Genomic DNA, 21,300 nt, shown 5'->3' on the forward strand with positions numbered 1-21,300 from the left:
ATACAATATATTCTTTATTCAATAGGCATCCCAAATTGCAGCACATAGGCATTGTTGTCAAAAACAGCGAACTCGCGCATGCCGTACTGAAAATCTTCAATAGGGTAATATATCACGGCCTTCTCTTTCAACTCGTTCCATATGGCATCCACATTACTGGTGCGGATGTAAAAAGAACCGGTAAACTTAGGTACCGTAAAGGTTTCATGCTGATTCGGAATAGCCAGCATGATCTCAATATCATCGCGGCTTACGGTAGCCCAGCCCCAGTCTTCATCAAAGCCAATGCAGGTAAAACCCAGGTTATTGATGTAAAAATCAACACTTTCTTTAACCCGGAGGGTATACAACATGGGCGAAATACTTTTTAAACTCATTTTTTTGGATTAAGGATTGGTGAAGCAAGGACTTTGGGAGCAAGGAATAAGGACTGAAGGAGTAAGGATTTTAGATTATAACTCAAGGATTTAGAAGGTGGCCTCCATTAAATCCTTGCTCTTTGCTCCTCAAAAATCCCTGCTCTGAAAAGTCCTTGCTCCTTGCTCCACCAATCCATACTCTCAAAAAACTAATTTACTTTAAATATGCATAAGTTATACCATCGCCTCCCCTATCTGCATGTTCGTCTTCCAGCCTGTCAACCTGGTCATATTTTTTGAGGTACTGGCGTATCATTTTGCGCAAAATGCCATCGCCTTTACCATGAATAATCTTGAGGTTGTTGAAGCCCATCATCAGGGCGCGGTCAAACAGTTTTTCAATGGCGTGCAGGGCATCTTCGGTACGCATACCACGCACATCAATCTCCGGACTAAAACTTGCCAGATCATTGGTATGCGAATTAAAGCTTCTGCGGATATCCTTCGGCACCGATGATTTGGAAACCTTAACCACCCGTTTCTTTTTGGCCACGGTACGCAGATCGCCAATGGCTATTACCACGTTATCCTTAATCAGCTCAATCACCTGCCCGGTAGTTTCCGAATCAGTGAGTTTTACCCAATCGCCCGGTTTCAGTTCCTCATCGGCAGCCGGGTTAGGTTTTGGAGGTTCAACCTTAACGGTATTCTTTTTAAGCTCGGTATTCAGGTTCTCGCGCAGGGTGCGGGTAACTTCCTTATCGGCATTGCTGCTTTTAATTTCAGATATGGTATTTTCAACCAGCTTATTGGCATTCAGGATAATGTTCTTAGCCTGATCCTTGGCTTCTTTTATCAGTACCTTTTTATTTTCATCGAGGTAGCTTTTCAGCTTTTCGTTCTCTGCCTGCAGCTCGTTTACCTTGCGTTGTTGCCTGTCAAGCTTCTGCTTGGTTTCAAATATCTCCCGTTTTTCACGTTCCAGGTCAACCAGCAGGGTATCTACCTTTTTCTGACCCTCGCTTATTTTATTTTTGGCCAGGTTAAGCACATTTTGAGGCAAACCTATCTTTTGTGCTATTTCAAAGGCGTATGAACTGCCGGGTTTACCAATCTCTAACTGGTAAAGCGGTTTCATCTCTACGTTATTGAACAGCATTGATGCATTTTCGATACCCTCCGTATTGCTGGCAAATATTTTAAGGTTAGAGTAGTGCGTAGTTACCATTCCGCGCACCTTTTTATGATTCAGCGATTCCAGCACAGCTTCGGCAATGGGGCCGCCAAACTGCGGGTCGGTACCGGTACCAAACTCATCAATCAGTATCAGGGTTTTACCGTTGGCATCCTCCACAAAGGCTTTCATCTTGCTCAGGTGGGCGCTATAGGTACTCAGGTCACTCTCTATTGACTGGTCATCGCCTATATCAACAAACAACTGCTTAAACACCCCTACCACACTGGCCTCGGCAGCAGGTATCAGTAAACCGGCCTGCACCATCATTTGCAGCAAGCCAACGGTTTTCATACATACCGATTTACCACCCGCGTTAGGGCCCGATACCACGATAATGCGTGTACCCTCGTCAATATGCACATTCAGTGGCACCACGGTTTTCTGCTCGGCCATAAAATTCAGGAACAACAGCGGATGGCGGGCGTTGTACAGTTTTAACCGGGCCTCGTTAACCACCTGCGGCATTTCGGCCTCAATATCAATTGCAAACAGAGCCTTGGCGCGCACAAAATCAAGTTTGGTGAGCAGGCCATGGTAGGATAACAACAGCGGCGTATAGGGCCTTAATTCATCAGTTAAGGCGGTCAGGATCTTAACAATTTCGCGGCGGCGCTCAAACTCCAAATCGCGTACACGGTTGTTGAGGGTAAATACCTCCTCGGGTTCCATATAAACGGTTTGGCCCGATGCCGATTCGTCATGAATAAAACCTTTCAGCTTACGCTTATTTTCGGCCAGTAAAGGGATACACAAGCGGCCATCGCGCACGGTGAGCGAGCCATCGGCCGTCCACCCGTTGCCTGATGCGGCCTTAAATATCTGGTCTATCTTTTTGCGGGCCTCCTGCTCGGCCTTGGCAATGCCCATGGTAATTTCATTGAGCTCGCGCGAGGCGTTGGGCCTTATTTTTCCCTTTGGATCAATAACGGCATCAATTTTTTTCAGGATGGCCTTTTCAATAGGCAGGTGCTCAAACAAGGCCTCCAGGTTAGGGTATAAGCCTTCGCGCTCACTAAAGTAAGCAATTACGGCAAACACGGTTTGCAGGGAGGCCTGCACCTGGTAAAATTCCTCCTCAGATAAAAATACGCCCTCAATACGGGCTTTATTGGCTAAGGATTTTATATCGAAAAAGTGATGAATGGGTAAGGCGGCATCATTTACCAGTATATTTTTGAACTCGTTGGCCTGGCTCAAAAATTTTGATATCTGATCATAATTGCTCATCACCTGAATCTTGTCAACCATCTGCTGACCCATTTCGCTCAGGCAATGCGCTTTTATTAATTCTTTTACCTCGGTAAACCCCAGCTTATCAACACTATTTTTTGGGTAAAGCATCAGAACGTTTTTGTTTTTTTAACTTTTTTAAAGAATCAACCCGTTGCAGGGTCTTTGTTTCAAGCACTTTTTTCAGCGAATCTGCTTTCCTGAGGGCAGCAGGTTTCTTTTGTGCTTTTTTAATAGAATCGGCCGTGTGCACGGCTTTTATGGAATCGGCCTTCATCATGGCCTTGCGTACTTTGGCCTGTTCAAGGTTAACAGAATCTGACAGGGCCTTTACACGGTTATCCACATCATCATATATAGCCGAGATTTTTTCAGGATCGGCAGCATAATAATTCATGCTTTTTCTGAACGCGGCCGAATCGGTATGGAACCTTTCAAACGCGGCCAGATAGTTACCCATACCGTATTTATAAATGGTATCGGGAACCTGGCTGGTATTGTACAGGCGGCCATCTATCAGGTGTATTTCGGTCAGTAAACCGGCCATAACTTTGGGCTGAATAATATCGCCCGGTACCGTATCGCTTTTACAGGAGCACCAAAAAAGTGTTACTGAAAAAAACAAGATTAAATATTTATGCATTCTGTAATTTAGCGGCTAATTAATTTGACCTCTCCTAAATCCTCTCCAAAGGAGAGGACTTTAAATTATTATTTTGAACCCTCTCCTTTGGAGAGGGCAGGGTGAGGTTTTACAACAACAAATTTACGGATAAATGAGCATTGCAGATAATATCAAAAGTTTAAAAGTAGAAACGGGCCCAAAGGTAACTTTATTGGCTGTGTCAAAAACAAAACCCGCAGCCGATCTTCAGGAAGCCTATGATGCCGGTCAGCGCCTGTTTGGCGAAAATACCGTGCAGGAGATGGTTGATAAATATGAGCAGTTACCCAAAGATATTGAGTGGCACCTGATAGGGCACCTGCAAACCAATAAGGTAAAATATATTGCGCCTTTTGTAAGCATGATACAATCTGTTGATAGCCTTAAACTGCTGCACGAGATAAACAAACATGCCGAAAAAGCGGGGCGCATCATTGATTGCCTGCTGCAGATTTACATTGCCGATGAGGAAACTAAATACGGGCTGGGCTTTGATGAAGCCATTGAGCTGCTTCGGTCAGACGAGTTTGTGACCTTTAATAACGTGCGCATCCGCGGTTTAATGGGTATTGCCACCAATACCGATAACGAAAAGCAGATCAAAGAAGAATATTACGAGCTGAAGACATTTTTTGATGGCATTAAGCAAAGCTATTTCAGGAAGATAGATACTTTTGATACGCTATCGATGGGTATGTCGTCAGATTATAAGCTGGCAATTGAACAAGGCAGCACCATGGTACGCGTAGGCAGCACCATATTTGGCAGCAGAGTAATCAAGCACTGGAAAAATAATTAATGTTGGTGTGGAGGTGCCGGTGCGGAGTGTGAGGTGTGGAGTGAGAGGTCGCCAGTGCTTAGTGCTTGATTGATTTCGGATTTAGTTAGAATTTAGTTTTTAGAATTTAATACATAGAATGGATAATATAAATAACACTTCCCTTCAAGATCAAGCATCCCCTTTAGGGGACGGGAGGGGCCAAATCCCCCTTCAGGGGGTTGGGGGGCTCCGTGTTGCCCGTCGGGAAGATTGCCCGCGTTTAATGGAACTGGTGCACGAGCTTGCACTTTATGAAAAAGCACCCGAAGAGGTTACCGTTACTCTTGAGGCCTTTGAGGATGCCGGTTTTGGGCCTAAACCTGTTTGGAAAGCCTTTGTTGCCGAAATTGACGGGCAAATTGCCGGCTTTGCTATTTATTACATCCGCTACTCTACCTGGAAAGGCTGTCGTTTATACCTTGAAGACCTGATCGTGACCGAAGAATATCGCGGCAAGGGCCTGGGCAAACTGCTATTTAACCGGCTTATTGCCGAAGCCCGCGACCTGGGTTACAGCGGCATGGTGTGGCAGGTGCTTGACTGGAACGAGCCTGCCCTTAACTTTTATAAAAAATACGAAGCCAATATTGAACCGGGATGGCTCAACGCCTCGCTATCAAAAGAACAGCTTTTAAATTACTAAAACTATGAAAACCATCTGCCTCATTTGTTTTATTGCCTCAAGTTTCGTGCTTGCATCGTGCCAGTGGGGCGTGCCTAAAAAAGCCGCCGAAGCCGAACCCGATACGCTTGCCTACACCTACAAAAGTGTGCATGAACGCGCGGCCGACTGCGGCAATAAACCTGATAGCGGCTGTACGGTGGTTAAAATAAAATACCCGGTTTTTGCCGGGCAAAAAAAGCTGAACGATTCTGTTGTACGTAAGCTCACCAGCTTGTTTGCCATGAATGGTAAGCCCGATAGCAGCATAGATCTTATGACAAAAAACTTTTTAAAATCATACACCGATTTTAAAAAAACCGATCCGCGGTCGGCCATGTATTTTGACCTTGATATGTATGCCACCGTACTGGTGCAGGATTCCAGCCTTGCATCGTTGGGCGTTGGCGGTTACACATTCCAGGGCGGGGCGCATGGCGCGTCGGCCACGTTTTTTATTAACTGGGATACTAAGGCCAATAAAAGTATCACCATGGATGACCTGTTTAAGCCCGGTTATCATGACCAGCTCACAGCTATTGCCGAAAAATTATTCAGAAAATCAGAAAAGCTGAGCGATACGGCATCGCTGGCCAGGGATTATTTTTTCAAGGATAATAAATTTGCCCTGAATGATAACTTTTCGGTTACGCCAACGGGGCTTAAATTTGTTTACAATCAGTACGAAATTAAACCTTACGCAGCCGGTATCACGGCACTGGTTATCCCCTATTCACCTATAAAATCATTACTGCGGCCAAATACGGTTGTGGCCAAATACACTAAATAAATGCTTGTTTTTAAATTCGGAGGCGCATCGGTTAAGGATGCCAGTGGTATCATTAACCTGGCCAGTGTTGTTAAAAAATATACCGGCAATCAACTGCTTATCGTGGTATCGGCCATGGGCAAAACCACCAACGCGCTGGAAACCCTCACCCGTGCCTATGTTGACCAAACCGATAATATGCACCTTATTTATGATGGTATAAAACAATACCATTTTGATATTCTGCATGAATTGTTTGAACCCAATCACCCGGTTTTTGATGAGATAGCCAACACCTTTGTAGAAATTGACTGGATGATTGAGGACGAACCGCATGACGATTACGACTTTATTTACGATCAGCTGGTATCCATCGGCGAACTGGTATCAACCCGCATTGTGAGTGCTTACCTTGCCAAAGAGGGCGTAAAAAACCAATGGGTTGATGTACGCGGCTATATCCATACCGATAATACCTACCGTGAAGGCGTGGTTCAGTGGGATAAAACCCGGGCCAGCATCAACAAGGATATCCCTGCCCTGCTTGAAAAAGGCGCGGTTATAACACAGGGGTTCATGGGCGGCACATCTGAAAACTTTACCACAACACTTGGCCGTGAGGGTTCTGATTATACAGCGTCCATATTCGCTTCCTGTTTGGGTGCCGAATCGGTTACTACCTGGAAGGATGTTCCGGGCATACTCAACGCCGATCCTAAGTTTTTTGCCGATACCGTAAAGTTTGATGAGCTATCATACTCTGAAGCCATCGAGATGACCTATTACGGTGCCAGCGTTATTCACCCTAAAACTATTAAGCCGCTGCAAAATGCCAATATTCCGCTGCTGGTTAAGCCCTTTACCGATCCATCGGCCAGTGGTACCATTATTAAAGAAGATGGTGTAAACCGCTTTGAAAAACCGGTGATCATCATGAAACAGAACCAGGTGCTGCTGTCGGTATCATCAAAAGATTATTCATTTATTACGGAAGATCACCTGAGCGATATTTTTAAACTGTTTGCACAAAGCCAGGTAAAGGTGAACGTAATGCAAACATCGGCCCTGAGTTTTTCGGTTTGTTTTGACTTTTATGAGGACCGTTTTGAAAAACTGCTCAACAGTCTTCAACAGGATTTCAAGGTAAAATATAATACCGGCCTCACGCTCATCACCATCAGGCACCACGCAGATGGTGAACTAAAAAAACTAACAGCCGGCAAAACCGTACTGCTTGAACAGATCAGCAGGAATACCGCGCAAGTGGTGGTGAAGTAGGGATAAAGGAACAACAAGTAACTATCACAAAAACGGGCTGTCATGCTGAGCTTGTCGAAGCATGGTGGGCAGGCCACTTCGCACGAGTCTTCGACAAGCTCAGACTGACAGGCCCATTTTTCAATAAACCACCTTTCTATTCCCCGCTTTAGCCCTAATCTGCTATATTTGGGGATGAACGTAATAAAAACAGTAAAAGAATTCATAACCATCGGACTCGGGATCTTATCTGCCGGGTTTGGATTGAAAGGTTTTTTATTGTCGAGCCATTTTATTGATGGTGGGGCCACAGGTGTAGCCATGCTGGTTTCAGATATCAGTAATGTGGCTATATCGTTACTCATCTTTATCATCAATGTACCGTTCCTGTGGTTGGGTTATAAGAAACTGGGCCTGCAGTTTGCCATTAAAAGTACTCTCGCTATCGGGTTGCTATCGGTAACCGTTGCTGTTGTTCATTTCCCTGATGTTACGCATGATAAGCTGCTTACCGCTGTATTCGGCGGCGTATTCATTGGCACAGGCAGCGGACTGGCCATGCGCGGCGGCGCTGTTATTGATGGTACCGAAATTGCCGCTGTACTGGTGAGCAAAAAAACACAGATACTTAAAGTAAGCGATTTTATCCTGATCCTGAATGTATTGATATTCAGCATGGCTGCCTTTTTCCTGGGTGTTGAGCCGGCCATGTACTCTATACTTACCTATATGGCTGCCGCCAAAATGATCGACTTTATTTTGAACGGTATTGAGCAGTATTCGGGTATCACAGTTATCTCAACCCACAGCGAGGCTATCCGCAAGGCCATTACCGAAACCCTGGGCCGTGGTGTTACCATTTACCAGGGTAAAAGCGGCTATGGTAAGGATGGTCATATTAATGATCCTCGGGATATTGTATTCACTGTGGCAACCCGTTTGGAGATACCGTCACTAAAACAAACCATCCTGGGTATTGATCCTAAGGCATTCATTGTACAACAAAGTATTGATGATACTACCGGTGGTTTGCTGAAACGCAAGGGGCTGCATTAAGAGATTATTGGACAAATTTGTCATTGCGAGGAACGAAGCAATCGCGAACTATGCAATTCTCTCTGCTTCCGTGCGATTGCCACGCTACGCTCGCAATGACAATATTCTTAACATTTCGGCTATAAAACTCCTATCGGGTGTTTGTGTTCATCAATGGCTACAAAGGTGAATGTGCCGGTGATGGCCTTTTCACGTACAAAGGAGTACATTTCTTCGATATAAATTTCAACCTGTACCTTTAAGCTGGTGTTGCCGATGTGTGATACAGTGCCAATAAGCTCGATGATAGTACCGGCTGGGATGGATTTTTTAAAGTCGATCCTGTCTGACGATACCGTTACCATCCTTTTGCGGGTGAAACGGGTAGCGGCAATAAAGGCCACCTCATCCATCATAGCCATGGCCGAACCGCCAAACAGCGTATCGTAATGATTGGTATTATTAGGGAACACGGTTTTAAAGATCCGTGTTTCGGATGTTTTTATTCTTTCTTCTGTGGTCATGAAACCCCCTCTAAATCTCCCCCGGAAGGGGAGACTTCAATTTTCAAGTTTAAAATATTGCTTTATAAAGCCCTTCCTACCGGGGAGGGTTGGGTGAGGTTTACCCTCTCAGCTTGCCCCATTTAAGCAGGGAAGCGCCCCATGAAAAACCAGCGCCGAAGGCGGTCAGTATCATGTTATCGTTCTCTTTAAAGTCGTTTTTAAAATCCCAAAGGCAAAGTGGTATGGTAGCTGCGGTAGTATTTCCGTAACGGTCGATATTTATTTTTACGCGGTCGGCAGGCAAGCCTAAATGATCACCAACGGCATGTATAATGCGGTAATTGGCCTGGTGCGGTATCAGCCAGTCAATATCATTAATGGTAAGGTTATTGCGTTCCAATATAGCTTTGCAGGTATCGGTCATTCCGTTAATGGCAGCTTTAAAAACTACCCGGCCATCCTGGTGAATGTAGTGCTTATTGGCAGCAACGCTTTCGGCTGTAGCCGGAATTTTTGAACCACCCGCAGGAACCATTAAATGTTCACGACCCTTGCCTTCGGTTCTGAAAACACTGTCAACTAAACCGGTACCATCGGTAGCGGGTTCAATTAACACAGCCCCTGCGCCATCGCCAAAAAGTATACAGGTATTGCGGTCTTTATAATTAATGATAGCGCTGTTTTGATCGGCACCAATAACAATAACCTTTTTATAACGGCCACCCTCAATTAAGCTGGAGCCCAAAGTATAGGCATATAAAAAACCACTGCAGGCAGCGTTAACATCGGTTGCCCAGGCATTGGTTAAACCAGCCTTATCGCAAACCATACTGGCGGTTGATAACAGTAAATGATCGGGGGTTGAAGTGGCTACGATAACGCAATCAATTTCTTCTGCAGAAACTTTAGCACTTTCAAGTAAATTTTTTACAGCAAAGGTTGCCATGTCAGAAGTAGCAAGAGATTTATCGGTTAAAATTCTTCTTTCCTTAATTCCCGTTCTTGATACTATCCATTCACTGTTGGTGTCAACCATTTTCTCTAAATCACTGTTACTCAGGATACTATCTGGAACATAACCACCTATACCCGTTATAACTGCGCTACTCATTAATCTCATAAATACTAAAATTCTACAAAAAACAGGCAATTATACGGAAATTGCCTGTTTTAAGCGTCAGGAAACTGTTGTTTCTACAACTAACTGACGAAGTTGTTTTGCAGCACTCACCATATTTATCAACGCGGTTCGGGTTTCGGGCCATTTCCGGGTCTTTAAACCACAGTCGGGATTAACCCATAAATTACCCGCCGGCAGCAGTATCGCGGCCTTTTCAATCAGGCTTACCATTTCATCAACGGTGGGTACACGCGGCGAGTGAATATCATAAACTCCGGGGCCAATTTCGTTCGGATATTTAAAATCGGCAAAGGCCGCCAGCAGCTCCATTTGCGATCGCGAAGTCTCAATCGTGATCACATCGGCATCCATATCGGCAATGTTGCCAATAATATCATTAAACTCGCTGTAACACATGTGCGTGTGGATCTGTGTTTCATCGCGCACACCGCTGGCCGATATGCGGAACGCCCGCACCGCCCAGTTCAGGTAGGCTTGCCAATCCTTTTTGCGCAGCGGTAAACCCTCGCGTATGGCGGGCTCATCAATCTGAATAACCTTAATACCGGCCTGCTCCAGGGCTACCACCTCATCGCGGATGGCCAGGGCTATCTGGTAAGTAGTTTCAGACCGGGGCTGATCATCGCGCACGAACGACCATTGCAGTATCGTTACCGGGCCGGTAAGCATGCCTTTCATCAGCTTATCCGTATTAGCCTGTGCAAAGGCGCTCCAGCGCACGGTCATATCCGCAGGGCGGCTCACATCGCCATAAATTACCGGCGGCTTTACGCAGCGGCTGCCATAACTTTGCACCCAGCCGTTTTTGGTGAACAGGAAACCATCTAAACGCTCGCCAAAGTATTCAACCATGTCGTTACGTTCAAATTCGCCATGTACAAGCACATCAAGACCAATCTCTTCCTGCCAGCGTATGGCATCAATAGTGGCCTTCTCAATCTGTTCGTCATACTGCGCAGGGCTTAGCTCCCCTTTTTTTAAGCGTGCCCTTAACGAGCGTATATCATCTGTTTGCGGAAACGAGCCTATGGTAGTTGTAGGGTACATTGGTAACTGAAAACGTTGCTGCTGAATTTTCTGGCGCGTGCCGAAAGCACTCGCGCGCTGGGCATCGGCATCGGTAATGGCAGCTGCGCGTTGTTTTATTTGCTGCTTGTGAATGAGTTTTGACAGGTTGCGGCTTGATATGGCCTGCAGATTAGCTTGTAGCAAAGCATTATCGCCATTAATGATCTGAGCAAGTTCATTAACCTCGTTCAGTTTTTGTTTGGCAAAGGCCATCCAGTTCCTGATCTCCGGGTTAATGCCGGTTTCCAGATCGAGGTCAAACGGGGTATGAAGTAAAGAGCAACTTGGCGCAACCATCACCCTATCCTCACCAAGTGCGGCAATGGCTTTTTTAAGGTGCGATATGGATTTGATGTAATCGTTTTTCCAGATATTGCGGCCATCAACCACGCCTAAAGAGAGGCGTAACCCGGTTGGCAGCAACTCCAGCACTTCATCTAACTGTTGCGGTGCGCGCACCAAATCAATATGCAGGGCACTTACCGGCAGGTTTACGGCCAGCTGCGTGTTACCCTGCAGGCTTTCAAAATAAGTGGTAAGCAGCAGTTTTATGCCCGGGCAGTTTTTACTGATCTCTTTATAGGCATATACATAAGCTTCTTTTTCCTGCTGGGTAAGATCAAGCGCCAGGAAAGGTTCATCAATCTGCACCCATTCGGCACCGTAATTCTTCAGCCTGTTCAGCACCTCAATGTATACAGGTACCAGTTTTTTGATCAGATCAATCTTATTAAAACTTGCCTGCTTTTCCTTACCTAATAAAAGATAGCTTACCGGGCCAATCAGCACTGGTTTTGGTGTAGCATTGATGTGTTGTTTAGCGAGGTTAAACTCTTCAAATACTTTTTCGGAGAATAGCTTAAACTGCTGGTTTTGTACAAATTCGGGTACAATGTAATGGTAGTTGGTATCAAACCACTTGGTCATTTCCATGGCGGTTACATCCAAACCATCTTTTTGATAGCCTCGGGCCATGGCAAAGTAAAGGTCAATTTCGTTATTGGCCTTATTTTGCGTTAACACGGGTGTGTAACGCTCGGGAATAACACCAAGCAGTAACGACATATCCAGCACCTGGTCATAAAAGCTGAAATCGTTACAGGGGATAAGATCGATACCGGCAGCCGACTGGGTTTGCCAGTTACCAATACGGAGGTTACGGGCCACGGCAAATAGCTCGTCGCGGGTAGTTTTGCCCGCCCAGTACTGTTCACTGGCCTTTTTGAGTTCACGATGGGCGCCCACACGAGGGTACCCGAGATTGTTTTTGAGCATACGCATAAAACTTTTTTGGTTAAACATTAAATTGAATTAATGCTCCTTACGGTTTTCGGTATGCTTTCGGGAAATGGTAATAAAAGGCAAAAGCATAACAAACAGGCAGGTAATGGCCCGTGGGTTATCCTTTTTCTTTGACTACTGCTTCAAAACGCGAAAGCATTGTCTTTTATACATTGGGGCAAGTATCCTGGCTTGTAACATTGTTGCCGTCCTTCTCATTCTGTTTTGGTTTAGAATAATGGACCTGGTTAATGGCAAACAACTTTGCGTGTTACTTACAGTTGCGCGACAGCCCGTGATTTACACACGGTTCCTTTTTAATCCCCGGTTTATTAAGCCGGGAAACCTCATTGCTGAAAAAAAGTAAAGAACTTTATTGGCGGTAAATATAGGGAATAGATTTTAGATGTGGAGATTTATAAGGCGCATAGTGGACTCACCCTGGCATCGCTACGCTCGCCGTCCCTCTCTTCGCCTGCGGCGGAAAGAGGGAAGTTTAAATATCAGATTAAAAGAGTAGTTTTCCCCAACCCTCTTTGCGGCAAAGCCGGAGAGAGGGTGATCCAGCGAAGCAATGGGCGGGTGAGTCTAATCTTGAACTTTAAAAAAATCAGACTAATCCCATAAAAAAGCCCTCACTTTAAAAGAGAGGGCTTAATGAGGCTTTTTACAACGTTTCCAGATCGCTGCTGTTAATATTCAGGGCTTCTTTGGCGGCATTATCGCGGTGGTAATAGCCAAACAGCTTTCTATCTTTAATCATATTGGCAACCTCCGGCGGTACATATTCTTCCCAGCCGTCGGCACCTTGTTTTATCAGTTGCAGCACGTTATCGGTATCAACGTTCAGATTAGCTTCTTTATAATGTCTGATATCTTCAATTTTATTGTTGGTGATCAGGTAACGATACAGATCTATCAGGTGCGGTGGCGGATAAAACCGCAGGCAGTTCAGGATCACCTCATCGCGCAGGGTTGGATAGATAAACAGTTTTACCTTACGGCTAAATAGGGTGGCAAATGATTCAAGGATACCACCTGGAAGATCTTTATAATGCTCTTCCGAAAATATGTATTCCAGATTCGGATAGCCTAAAACCACACCCAGCTTTAACTTGGTGATCTTTGACAGATAAGCTACCAGTTTATAATATTCATGAAAATTGGATATTAATACAGTTTGCCCAAGCGAGCAGAGAATATCTACCCGGTCGAGAAAGTCTTTCTCATCTATCTCGGCAGTTGGGTCGGCATTGCGTTCTTTCAGAGCCTGCAGGGTAAGCTCGGTGACCACCTCTACATTTTCCTTATCTACATCGGGCTCCTGCAAAAACTGTTTTACCCCGTTGCTGAGCATATCCAGGTGCACATTGATCAGCGGACGGAAACGACCGCGAATAACTACGATATGCTTTTTATACAATACTTCTGATGGCTGCAGGTTTTGACCATGCGGACCAAACAGCGCGGCATCCGAAAATCCGTACTTCACCAGGTGAAGACTCATTAAACGGTTATCAACCTTTTCAAAATGCGGGCCTTCAAAACGGATCATATCTATCTGGATACGATCTTTCGACAGGTTATCCATCAGCGAAAGCAGAAACACGGGTGGCACCTCGTTATAATAAAAGCAGGCATACATGAGGTTAACTCCCAATATACCTACGGCCTGCTGCTGCAGGTTATTATCATTGTCAAGCAGTTTTACGTGAATTACTACATCATGAAAAACGCCGTTAGGTTCCAGCTGAAAGCGTACCCCCATCCAGCCGTGGCCCTCGTTAGTTTTATAATAGTTAAGCGCCGAAAATGTAGCCGAGAACGCGAAAAACGTAGTGGTGTCGCCCCTGAGCTGTGCCAAACGTTCAATAAGCAGGCCATACTCATGTTCAAGCATTGATATTAAACGCTGTTCGCTTACATACCGTTTTACCTGCTGTGCGCCATAAATAGCATCAGAAAAGGTCATATCATAAGCCGACATGGTTTTGGCGATAGTACCTGACGATGCACCTGCCTTAAAAAAATTGGCGGCAACATCCTGCCCTGCACCTATTTCGGCAAAGGAGCCATAAATTTTAGGGTCGAGGTTAATAGCAAGGGCCTTCTGTTTTGTTCCGATATATTTATTATGAATGATATCCATACACCCGGGGTTTAGTAGTTAAGTGCAAAATCATGCTATGAAAGAAAAGATGCACAAAAGTACGTTTTTTAAAGCGGGCTACAGTCAGAAAAATATAAAAAGGATGTTAAATTTTGGTTGCACAAACCAGTTAAAAGAACTGCATAATACAGTCGATTTACAGGCAGCTATTTTAGGGTACTAAAAAGCGGGAGAAATTAAAATAACCCAAAGCAGTTTACAGCTTTCAAAAACTTTCAATAAAATGGGCTCTGCCCCCTGGGGTTTGTTATAACCCCAAGGGATAGAAATCGTTAACCTTTTTTAAAATACCTGTTTTTAACAAAGGATTTGATCATGATGCCGGCAACGCTACAGGCAACCAATAGATAAACAATTAGGATGTGTTTCTGCATTTGGTTTATAATTTTCCTAAATGTAACAGGTATGCTACACAAAATGCAAGTGTTTTGAAAAATAATCTTTTTACCGTTTTGGATAAAAAGTCAGACCAGTGTAATTTTTGAGAAAAACCCCTCTGGAAAATCAACGTAAAAACTCCTGGAAAAAACTATCAATCCTGATATTGGGGAACCGAAGATTTGAAGTAGAAATACCAGCTTTTTAGATGTTTTTTTTTACAACCTTCAAAAAGCGCTCATTTTTAGCTCATTTTTGAGTTAAAACGTGCTAAAACACCTCATTTTTGCACAAAAACCCGCTCCGTTTAGTCTCAAATTAACTACTTTTTTTGCTCCTCTCCCTTTGAAATGTTTAACTTTGAAATATGGACGCCCCAAAAACCGTAGACTTTAACAACGAATATTTAGACAACTTAAAAACCGAACCCACCCAATTCAGAGTTGCGCCAAGCAACAAGGGTAATTGCAGCCTTGCATCCTACAACCGCCGCGATTTTTATAAAATCACATTAACCACAAGCGGCAGCAGCCAGCTGTTTTACGCCAACAGGGGTATCCGGATAGATAAACCCGCGCTGGTGTTCACCAATCCTATGGTTCCGTACTCCTGGGAGGGCGACCATTCCAATGCCGAAGGTTACTTTTGTGTATTTACTGACGAGTTTTTACACTCGGGCAACCGTATGGAGAGCCTTGAAGAATCAACCCTGTTCAAAGCCGGCGGCGACCCGGTATATTTTCTTGATAATGAGCAAACTGAATACATATACAGCCTATTCAAGCGCATGCACCACGAACTTGATGGCGAATACCTGTATAAATATGAGCTTATCCGTAACCACCTGAACCTCATTATACATGAGGCCATCAAAATGCAACCGGCGGTGGCTTATTTCACGCCTCAAAACGCAGCATCGCGCATAACCAAGCTGTTTTTGGCCCTTCTTGAAAAACAGTTCCCGGTTGATTCAATCCGCTATACCCTCGCCCTCAAAAAAGCCAGCGACTTTGCCGATAAGTTGGCGGTTCACGTAAATCATCTCAACGCCGCGGTAAGTGAAATAACCGGCCGCTCTACCACTACCCACATCAACGACAGGATACTTACCGAAGCAAAATCACTGTTAACCCATACCAATTGGAGTGTTGCCGAAATTGCCAACAGCCTTGGTTTCGATTATTCTTCGTATTTTAATAACTTCTTTAAAAAACATACAGGCCTTACACCAATGGCTTTACGAAAAGCTCTTTGAAAAGTGTAATTATTGCTTTGAAACGTATAATCGCTTCTTAGGCCACCATTTATACATTTGCTAAGTAAACATAAACAACAACTAAATATGATACAAGCAAAAGGATACGCAGCGCAAACTGCTGAAACTGACTTAGCTCCCTGGGATTTTGAACGCCGGGAAGTTGGACCACACGACGTTCAAATAGAAATATTATTTTGCGGTGTTTGCCATTCAGATCTTCACCAGATCAAGAATGACTGGTTTCCGGGTATATTCCCAATGATTCCGGGCCATGAGATTGTTGGTAAAATTGTTAAAGTTGGCGATCACGTAAAGAAATTTAAAGTTGATGATTTGGCAGGTGTTGGCTGTATGGTTGATTCATGCCAGGTTTGCGAAAACTGCAAGCAAGGTTTAGAGCAATACTGCCTGGAAGGCAACACGCCAACTTATAACGGCAACGACAGAAGCGGTGTACCAACCTATGGTGGTTACTCCAACACCATTGTAGTGCGTGAAGAGTTTGTGTTACATGTTTCAGACAAGTTACCTCTTGCCGCCACAGCTCCATTGCTTTGCGCAGGCATCACAACCTACTCGCCATTGCGCCACTGGAAAGTTGGCAAAGGCCATAAACTGGCTGTTTTAGGCTTAGGCGGCTTAGGCCACATGGGCGTAAAATTTGGTGTTGCCTTTGGTGCCGATGTTACTGTATTAAGTACTTCTGCATCAAAAGAACAAGCGGCCAAAGATTTAGGTGCTCATCACTTCGTGGTAACATCTGATCCGGAACAAGTTGCTGCCGTTAAAGGTTCATTTGACTTTATCCTTGATACCGTATCAGCAGAGCATGATATGAATCTGTACCTGTCATTACTAAGAACCAACGGAACACTTATTGGTGTGGGTGTACCTTCTGAACCATATTCTATTCAGCCGTTTTCATTGTTGGCTGGTCGTAAAAGCATGGCTGGTTCAGGTATCGGAGGCATTCCTGAAACTCAGGAAATGCTTGATTTCTGTGCCGAGCATAACATCGTTTCTGATATTGAGATGATTGATATTAAAGATATCACCGGTGCTTACGAACGCATGGTTAAAGGTGATGTCCGTTATCGTTTTGTGATTGATATGGCTACGCTGTAATCTATAGAAACCCGCTTAATAAAAAAAGCTCCCGCATGCACGCGGGAGCTTTTTTGCTTTTTTAACTATCGAAAACTTAATAGCTGCTATTTATGTGCTGTTGCAACGGAGTTGTTGGAAAAAATAAACAAATTGTCATTTCGACGAGGTACGAAGAGAAATCTTCTCGAGCTTTCAAAACCACCGGATATCGCACAAGATTTCTCTGTCGCGCCATCCTCATTCCAGCCATTGCTCCATCGAAATAACAACATTTTTTCATAACGTTTATTTTATAAAACACCAGTCACCAACCTACATCAATCCTATTACTTATCCAATCCACCTTTCCGGGTCGATTTAACCTGTACGGGCCACTTCACTCCTTCTGTTTTTACGGTAGATGTTTTTTCAGGGTCTTCGCTGGCCATATAAGCCATAATGGCCGCTAACATGGCATTGTTGCGCAGATCATCAAACACAATTTTATCATAAGTGTCACGGTTGGTATGCCAGGTATAGGTTCCGTACGACCAGTTAAGCGATCCTAACGAAAAGCCTGGCGCTCCAACGGCTACAAATGAGGCAAAATCTGAACCGCCACCACCAGGCTGCCCAGGGAAATTTGTTTTCACACGGGTCTTAATACTATCAGGCGCAGCCGCCAGCCAGCGTGTCAGATAATCCTTAGCATCGGCAAAACCTTGTCCCGAAAGGTTTACTACCCTGCCGGTACCGTTATCCTGGTTAAATAATGCCTGCAGGTTTTTAACAATTTCCGGGTGATCCTCAACAAAGGCGCGTGAACCGTTCAGGCCTTCCTCCTCGCTGCCCCAGTGACCAACCAATATGGTACGTTTAGGGTGAGGATAGAATTTCTTCAACAAACGCATGGCCTCCATCATAGTCAATGTACCTGTACCGTTATCGGTAGCTCCTGTGCCGCCGTCCCATGAATCAAAATGGGCCGATAACATCACATATTCGTCGGGCTTTTCGGTACCTTTTATTTCGGCAATGGTGTTAAATGTGGGCACCACACCCAGTTCTTTTGATTCGGTATGAATGCTGATCACCGGCTTTGTGCCTGATTCGCTCAGGCGGTAAAGCAGGGTATAATCTTCCAGGCCAATATCAACAGTAGGAACAGTTTTGGTATAAGCACTAAATATTTTATCAACCCCAAATCCGGCCGACCAATTATTAGTAAGAATACCTAAAGCTCCGGCTTTTTCAAGCGCTACCGGAAGTGTTTTGCCGGTAAAGCCGGTCTTGCTGATACGTTTGCGCCAGGCATCGGTCATGGCGGTACGTTCGGCCTTCATTTTGTCAAATGATTCTTTCAGGGCAAATTCCTGCCAGTTATAATCGGGCCTGCCGGTTGGCTGACACATGGATATCATTACAAACTTACCCTTGGCATTGGGCAGCCATTGCTGAAAAGCAACAGAATCGGCCACATCAGGTAAAATGATCACCTCGGCTGTGGATGTTTTTTTACCCATGCCCGGGCTCCAGGCCAATTGGGTACCTTCTAATGATTTTACACGGGGTGATACCATATCAATGTGTGAGATACCTCTTTCCCAGCCGCGCCATTCGCCCCATTTTTCGTTTCGGGCGGGTATGTCCCAACTTTTGTATTTGGCAACAGCCCAGTCATTAGCTTGCTTCATTTGAGGCGAACCAACCAAACGGGGGCCTATGCCATCAAGCAGTTCACGACCCAGTTTTTCTAATTGCGAGTTGGAGGTTTCCTCCTTCACTATATTATCAATAACAGGGTTGCTTGATTGTGCAAAGGTAACGCTGCTGCAAAGCATCATCCCTAACACCAATGTCTTTGTGCGATGCCATATATTATAGTAGTTTTTTTCCATGACCCGAATTTATAAAAATCGGGGCTAACTGTTACTGTAGGTGAATGCCACGTAACAGGTTTGTTATAAAAAAGTCTTTTAATCTTTTCGTTGCAAAATTACCCCAGATAAATAATATGATTTTTTATTATATTTAACTTACTGATAATCAATATAAAATAAGTAGATATTTTAACCTGTCACTTTTAATCCCATGAAAAAAAGATCACTGCTACTAATATTTTCAGGATGTGTTTTACTGGCCTGCACCAGTAATACCAAAACTGATTCAAAGGCCGATTCAGGCATGGCTATCACCAAAGTACCGGATAGTAAAACCGACTCTGACAATAAACCAAATGCGAAAATACCAACGGCTGTTGATACAATTGCCCCTGACTCTGCCGACACTACACCAGGGGCGCAGTATGACATCAATACAACAAGTAAAAAAACTGCCGCATTGATCAGAACTGTGCTGCCTGTTGTGCTCAAAGAAAATTATGAGTTCATATCAAAAGCTAACCGCCGTTTTATATTTTTTGAAACAGATTTAAATGACGACGGCCGTAAGGAGATTTTTGTAGGCTTTAACGGGTTGGATTTTTGCGGCACCGGGGGCTGCACCGCTCTTCTGTTAACAGCTGATGGAAAACTGATTACCTATTTTACGGTGGCCGATTATCCGTTTATCATTTATAATAAAAAAACCAAAGGCTGGAAAAACCTGGTAGTAAGAAGTAATCATGCCGACAGGCTACTTACCTGGAATGGGAGCAAATACCCATCCAACCCATCTGTGGCACCCAAGTACAAAGGCCTGCCAAGTGATGAGGCACCCCGTGCATTATGGTGGACACAGCACCCGTATCCATGGTTTAAATTTTAAATGCGCCATTAATTAGCGCATCAAACCATATAAACAACTGGCATATAAGGTCATATAACTTTATATTTGTATATAACCAGATAAAACCCAAAAGGGCATTAGTAAATGGAGTACAAACAGATACAGCCACCTGCATACCTGAAAAACCACATCCGTTATTTCTGGACGCTGGAAAGTAATGATCTGAGCATCCCAACACGGAGTTTCAGAACAGTTGCAGAAGGTTCGCCTGGGCTTATTTTTCAGTCGCCTGAGAAAGGGCCCATGTATCAGTTTGGCAAGGAGCTGCCACATATTTTTTTATATGGTCAGTCAACCCGCCATGCCGAAATTCACTTCGGCGGAGCATTCAGTACCATAGGCATTTGCTTTTATCCCAATGCCCTTAAAACCATATTTGGCTTTGATGCCGATGAACTGACGGATACCTGCACCTCTGTTGATCTGCTGGCCCGGGAAGATGGGTACTTACTTTCAACTCAACTTGTTGAAGCAGGTTCTTCACCCAAACAGATTGAACTATTGAGTCAATACCTGTTTTTCAAACTCCGGAAAAACAACCGGCACGAAGATCAATCAATGCAATTTGCCATATCAAGCATTATACAATCAAAGGGTAGTGTACCGCTGCAGGATCTGCAGAAACATCTTCAAATTTCTGAGAGAAGTTTTGAACGAAAATTTAAACAATATGTAGGTGTTACGCCTAAATTGTTTTCCCGCATTTCCCGTTTCCAGGCTTCGCTTAATGAATTACGTATAGGCCTGCACACCAAACTTACCGATGTTGCTTATGAAAATGACTATGCCGATCAATCACACTTTATCCGTTCGTTCAAAGAATTTGCCGGCTGCTCACCTCTGCAATATCAAAAACAACTGATGCAGAGCGTTGAGAATTTTTATGAGAGGACTAAATAGTCTGAACCACGATTAAACGGATTAAATGATTACCACGATTTTTTCTTAAAAGCTAAAATAAATCCTTAAATCCTGTTCATCTGTTTAATCGTGGTTCAGACAAGCTTTTTTACTTCCCTAACTTTTCAATGATCTCATCGGTAGTACCAATTTCACCAATGCGCGGGAAAATGAATTTAAAGCTATGTTTGTGTGCGTCTTCAAATAAATCGGTCATGGCATCGCTGGCAAAAGCAATATTGTAGCCATATTCATTGGCGCTGCGGGCGGTACCTTCAACCCCTATGCTGGTTGCAACACCGGCCAGTACAATACCGGTAATACCTTTTTTCTGCAATTCGGCATGTAAGGCTGTGTTATAAAAAGCATTCCAGGTTTCTTTGGTAATGCGGATATCTTCGTTCTGTATTTTTATTTCGGGTACAATATCAAGCGCGCCATCTGGTAAGCTTGTCATAGCCGGAGATTTTGCATCCTTGCGTGTTTTTGATGCAGCCGAACCTACCGGGTTTACGTTCACTATCACCACAGGCAAACCCGCCTCGCGAAACGCGGCAACCAGTTTGGCAGAATTGTCAATTACCGGGCCTATTGGATGGGCCGCAGGTAATTGTACTACCAGCTGTTGCAAATCAATTAATACTAAAGCGGTGTTTTTATCAAATGTAGTTATCATGGTTTATGTGTTTTTGT

At 44.3% G+C, this 21,300-nt stretch carries 18 protein-coding genes and 1 riboswitch; of the genes, 9 read left to right on the forward strand and 9 right to left on the reverse strand.

Annotation, left to right across the window (positions count from 1 at the left end):
* Nucleotides 1-14 precede the first annotated feature (14 nt).
* From QWZ01_RS03020 to QWZ01_RS03030, 3 genes are all read right to left on the reverse strand, one after another.
* Nucleotides 15-377: a VOC family protein gene (locus tag QWZ01_RS03020; protein WP_290321748.1), complete on the reverse strand. Its 363-nt coding sequence runs from the start codon at nucleotides 375-377 to the stop codon at nucleotides 15-17.
* Nucleotides 378-573: 196 nt separating this feature from the next.
* Nucleotides 574-2,937 (reverse strand): endonuclease MutS2, encoded by a 2,364-nt coding sequence (locus QWZ01_RS03025; protein ID WP_290321750.1) that lies wholly within the window; start codon nucleotides 2,935-2,937, stop codon nucleotides 574-576.
* Nucleotides 2,918-3,469, reverse strand: a complete 552-nt coding sequence (locus tag QWZ01_RS03030) for a DUF4296 domain-containing protein (RefSeq protein WP_290321751.1) — start codon at nucleotides 3,467-3,469, stop codon at nucleotides 2,918-2,920. Before QWZ01_RS03030 ends, QWZ01_RS03025 begins: the two co-directional genes overlap by 20 nt.
* 133 nt (nucleotides 3,470-3,602) lie before the next feature.
* Between QWZ01_RS03030 and QWZ01_RS03035 the strand changes: the two genes are divergently transcribed.
* The 5 genes from QWZ01_RS03035 to QWZ01_RS03055 all read left to right on the forward strand — a co-directional run bounded on the left by QWZ01_RS03035 (nucleotide 3,603) and on the right by QWZ01_RS03055 (nucleotide 8,053).
* Nucleotides 3,603-4,289 (forward strand): YggS family pyridoxal phosphate-dependent enzyme, encoded by a 687-nt coding sequence (locus tag QWZ01_RS03035; RefSeq protein WP_290321752.1) that lies wholly within the window; start codon nucleotides 3,603-3,605, stop codon nucleotides 4,287-4,289.
* 244 nt (nucleotides 4,290-4,533) lie between these two features.
* Nucleotides 4,534-4,953, forward strand: a complete 420-nt coding sequence (locus QWZ01_RS03040; protein ID WP_290322079.1) for a GNAT family N-acetyltransferase — start codon at nucleotides 4,534-4,536, stop codon at nucleotides 4,951-4,953.
* A 4-nt stretch (nucleotides 4,954-4,957) separates the two neighbouring features.
* Entirely contained in the window at nucleotides 4,958-5,761 is an 804-nt protein-coding gene (locus tag QWZ01_RS03045) for a DUF3298 and DUF4163 domain-containing protein (protein ID WP_290321753.1), read from the forward strand.
* Complete coding sequence (locus QWZ01_RS03050) at nucleotides 5,762-7,018, forward strand: aspartate kinase (protein ID WP_290321754.1); 1,257 nt, start codon at nucleotides 5,762-5,764, stop codon at nucleotides 7,016-7,018.
* Between the two features lie 174 nt (nucleotides 7,019-7,192).
* Nucleotides 7,193-8,053 (forward strand): YitT family protein, encoded by an 861-nt coding sequence (locus QWZ01_RS03055; protein WP_290321755.1) that lies wholly within the window; start codon nucleotides 7,193-7,195, stop codon nucleotides 8,051-8,053.
* Between the two features lie 119 nt (nucleotides 8,054-8,172).
* Here the strand turns inward: QWZ01_RS03055 and QWZ01_RS03060 are convergent, their stop codons facing one another.
* The 4 genes from QWZ01_RS03060 to QWZ01_RS03075 all read right to left on the reverse strand — a co-directional run bounded on the left by QWZ01_RS03060 (nucleotide 8,173) and on the right by QWZ01_RS03075 (nucleotide 14,177).
* Nucleotides 8,173-8,556 carry an acyl-CoA thioesterase gene (locus QWZ01_RS03060; protein WP_290321756.1) on the reverse strand — a complete coding sequence of 128 codons (384 nt, stop codon included), beginning with the start codon at nucleotides 8,554-8,556 and terminating at the stop codon, nucleotides 8,173-8,175.
* A 100-nt stretch (nucleotides 8,557-8,656) separates the two neighbouring features.
* On the reverse strand, nucleotides 8,657-9,658 hold the full coding sequence (locus QWZ01_RS03065) for a beta-ketoacyl-ACP synthase III (protein WP_435404556.1): 1,002 nt from the start codon (nucleotides 9,656-9,658) through the stop codon (nucleotides 8,657-8,659).
* Nucleotides 9,659-9,715: 57 nt separating this feature from the next.
* A complete protein-coding gene (metE, locus tag QWZ01_RS03070; RefSeq protein WP_353959384.1) occupies nucleotides 9,716-12,022 on the reverse strand; it encodes a 5-methyltetrahydropteroyltriglutamate--homocysteine S-methyltransferase in 2,307 nt (768 codons plus the stop codon).
* Between the two features lie 166 nt (nucleotides 12,023-12,188).
* A riboswitch (cobalamin riboswitch) is annotated at nucleotides 12,189-12,393 on the reverse strand.
* Nucleotides 12,394-12,695: 302 nt separating this feature from the next.
* Entirely contained in the window at nucleotides 12,696-14,177 is a 1,482-nt protein-coding gene (locus QWZ01_RS03075) for a TonB-dependent receptor (RefSeq protein ID WP_290321758.1), read from the reverse strand.
* Nucleotides 14,178-14,943: 766 nt separating this feature from the next.
* Between QWZ01_RS03075 and QWZ01_RS03080 the strand changes: the two genes are divergently transcribed.
* Both QWZ01_RS03080 and QWZ01_RS03085 read left to right on the forward strand, forming a co-directional pair.
* Nucleotides 14,944-15,831, forward strand: a complete 888-nt coding sequence (locus QWZ01_RS03080; protein WP_290321759.1) for a helix-turn-helix domain-containing protein — start codon at nucleotides 14,944-14,946, stop codon at nucleotides 15,829-15,831.
* Between the two features lie 87 nt (nucleotides 15,832-15,918).
* Entirely contained in the window at nucleotides 15,919-16,959 is a 1,041-nt protein-coding gene (locus tag QWZ01_RS03085; RefSeq protein ID WP_290321760.1) for an NAD(P)-dependent alcohol dehydrogenase, read from the forward strand.
* 308 nt (nucleotides 16,960-17,267) lie between these two features.
* Here the strand turns inward: QWZ01_RS03085 and QWZ01_RS03090 are convergent, their stop codons facing one another.
* Complete coding sequence (locus QWZ01_RS03090; RefSeq protein ID WP_290321761.1) at nucleotides 17,268-18,818, reverse strand: M20/M25/M40 family metallo-hydrolase; 1,551 nt, start codon at nucleotides 18,816-18,818, stop codon at nucleotides 17,268-17,270.
* Nucleotides 18,819-19,011: 193 nt separating this feature from the next.
* Between QWZ01_RS03090 and QWZ01_RS03095 the strand changes: the two genes are divergently transcribed.
* Nucleotides 19,012-19,686, forward strand: coding sequence for a COG3650 family protein (locus tag QWZ01_RS03095; protein ID WP_290321762.1), 675 nt, complete (start codon nucleotides 19,012-19,014; stop codon nucleotides 19,684-19,686).
* Nucleotides 19,687-19,791: 105 nt separating this feature from the next.
* Nucleotides 19,792-20,607, forward strand: a complete 816-nt coding sequence (locus QWZ01_RS03100; RefSeq protein ID WP_290321763.1) for a helix-turn-helix transcriptional regulator — start codon at nucleotides 19,792-19,794, stop codon at nucleotides 20,605-20,607.
* Between the two features lie 109 nt (nucleotides 20,608-20,716).
* On the opposite strand, the gene QWZ01_RS03105 is transcribed toward QWZ01_RS03100, so the two are convergent.
* On the reverse strand, nucleotides 20,717-21,283 hold the full coding sequence (locus QWZ01_RS03105; protein ID WP_290321764.1) for an isochorismatase family protein: 567 nt from the start codon (nucleotides 21,281-21,283) through the stop codon (nucleotides 20,717-20,719).
* Nucleotides 21,284-21,300: the final 17 nt, after the last annotated feature.

It is taken from the genome of Mucilaginibacter aquaedulcis, from assembly GCF_030409325.1.
GTDB lineage: Bacteria > Bacteroidota > Bacteroidia > Sphingobacteriales > Sphingobacteriaceae > Mucilaginibacter > Mucilaginibacter aquaedulcis.